Source organism: Rhodococcus sp. ACPA1 (assembly GCF_002300195.1).
In the GTDB taxonomy this organism is placed as follows: domain Bacteria; phylum Actinomycetota; class Actinomycetes; order Mycobacteriales; family Mycobacteriaceae; genus Rhodococcus_F; species Rhodococcus_F opacus.
This window is the reverse complement of sequence record NZ_NSDX01000007.1, coordinates 1-1,581: the sequence shown is the minus strand read 5'-3', so window position 1 is coordinate 1,581 and position 1,581 is coordinate 1. Positions and strand designations below refer to the sequence as shown.

The 1,581-nt window shown below is 67.2% G+C and carries 2 protein-coding genes; both read right to left on the bottom strand.

The window, feature by feature from the left end; translation table 11 throughout:
• Positions 1-599 (bottom strand): transporter (locus CJ177_RS32960; RefSeq protein ID WP_095869548.1); only part of this gene is annotated, 599 nt, incomplete at its 3' end.
• Between the two features lie 33 nt (positions 600-632).
• Positions 633-1,581 (bottom strand): FAD-binding oxidoreductase (locus CJ177_RS32955; protein WP_095869547.1); only part of this gene is annotated, 949 nt, incomplete at its 5' end.

Here is a 1,581-nt window from a genome sequence, read left to right as displayed (position 1 = left end):
TGCAGGCCCCACGTGGACAGCGCGAAGATGTAGAAGATCGTGTGCTCCGCGTCGTCGCCCGGGATGTGGACGAAGTCGTAGGTCGCGGCGATGACGAAGCCGCAGGCGGTGGCGACGGCGGCCGAGATGGCGTGCCCGCGCTCGCCGATGCCCCAGAGGCGCTTGACAAAGTAGATCAGGAAGATCGTGGTGAGCACGTTGACGACGATGTAGAAGATCTTGCCGGGCAGACCGATCTCCACGGCGAATTGGCTGAGGAGGAAGCCCACCACGCCCGCGAGGGCGAACGCGCCGATGTCCACCGCCGCGGACGGCTTGTACCGGTGGGTGACCTTCATCAGCCCCAGGACCAGGATCAGCGTGATGCCGACGGACCGGGAGAAGGCGTCCAGGAAGTAGGCGAAGGCGTACATCGGGCTGTCGTGACCTGCCTTGACGAGGCCGTAGATCAGGAAGTTCGAACCCGATGTCGCGACGATGATCCACTCGATGCCGAGCAGGTAGTTCTTGTAGTTCCGGATGAATTTGATGCCGTAGGTGAATCCGACGGCGATCATCCAGATGTCCGCGACCGCGAAGAGCAGTTCTTTGATGGACATGATTTCTCCTTGGAGGGTGGCTTGCGCCGATGGTTAGTTCGTGAGGGCTGCCAGGCGGTCGGAGGCGCGGTCGGCGAGCCAGGCCGCGTGCAGCGCGGGTCCGCTGACGAAGCTGGGCCAGAAATGCTTGCGGCCGTGCCAGATCGCGGCCAGGTCGTCGTGCAGCGGCGCGCCGCCGACCCGGTCCGCGAGGAGATGGCCCACGTACTGTGCCTGGGCGAACCCGTGGCCGTTGCAGGCGAGCGAGTAGAGCACGTTGTCGGAGGCCTCGCCGGCGACGGGGAGCCACGTGGAGCTCATGCCGATCCAGCCGCCCCAAGACTGTTGCAGCTTGACGTCGCGCAGGCCCGGGAAGCGGTCGTGGAATCCGCGGACGAGGTCGTCGGTGACGTTCCGTGCGGGGGTGCGGTTCGGCAGTGGGTTCCGCCCGGTCTGTACGCGGCGGGTGCCGAACACGATGGTGCCCCGCGGGGTCACGCGGTAGCTCTCGATGATCATGTGCAGCGTGACCATCGGGGCGCGGCTGGTCCAGCCGATGGCGTCGAGTCGCTCGGGTGCGACGGGTTCGGTCTCGACCAGGGAGGTCCACACCGGGCTGGCGAGATTCTTCGGCGCGATGGACAAGCCGTTGCTGTTGGCGTTGGTGGTCAGCAGCGCCTTGCGAGCCCGAACCCTTCCGTCCGGTGTGTCGACGGTGACACCGTCGCCGGAGTCCGTGACGTCGCGGGCGGGGGTGCGTTCGTAGACACGCACGCCGGACGCGATCGTCGCGGCCCGCAGACCGAGGACGAACTCACCCGGGTTGAGCGTGCCACCGACCCCCTCGCGCACTCCGCCGAGGAAGCCGTCCGGAAGGCCTGCTGCGCGGCCCTCGACGAATTCGGCCGCCGATCCGGCCTCGGCCATGACCTTCGCATTGCGGCGCGCGTGCCGCAGCTGCCCCTTGGACACGGCGGCCATCACGATGCCCTCCTGCTGGTAG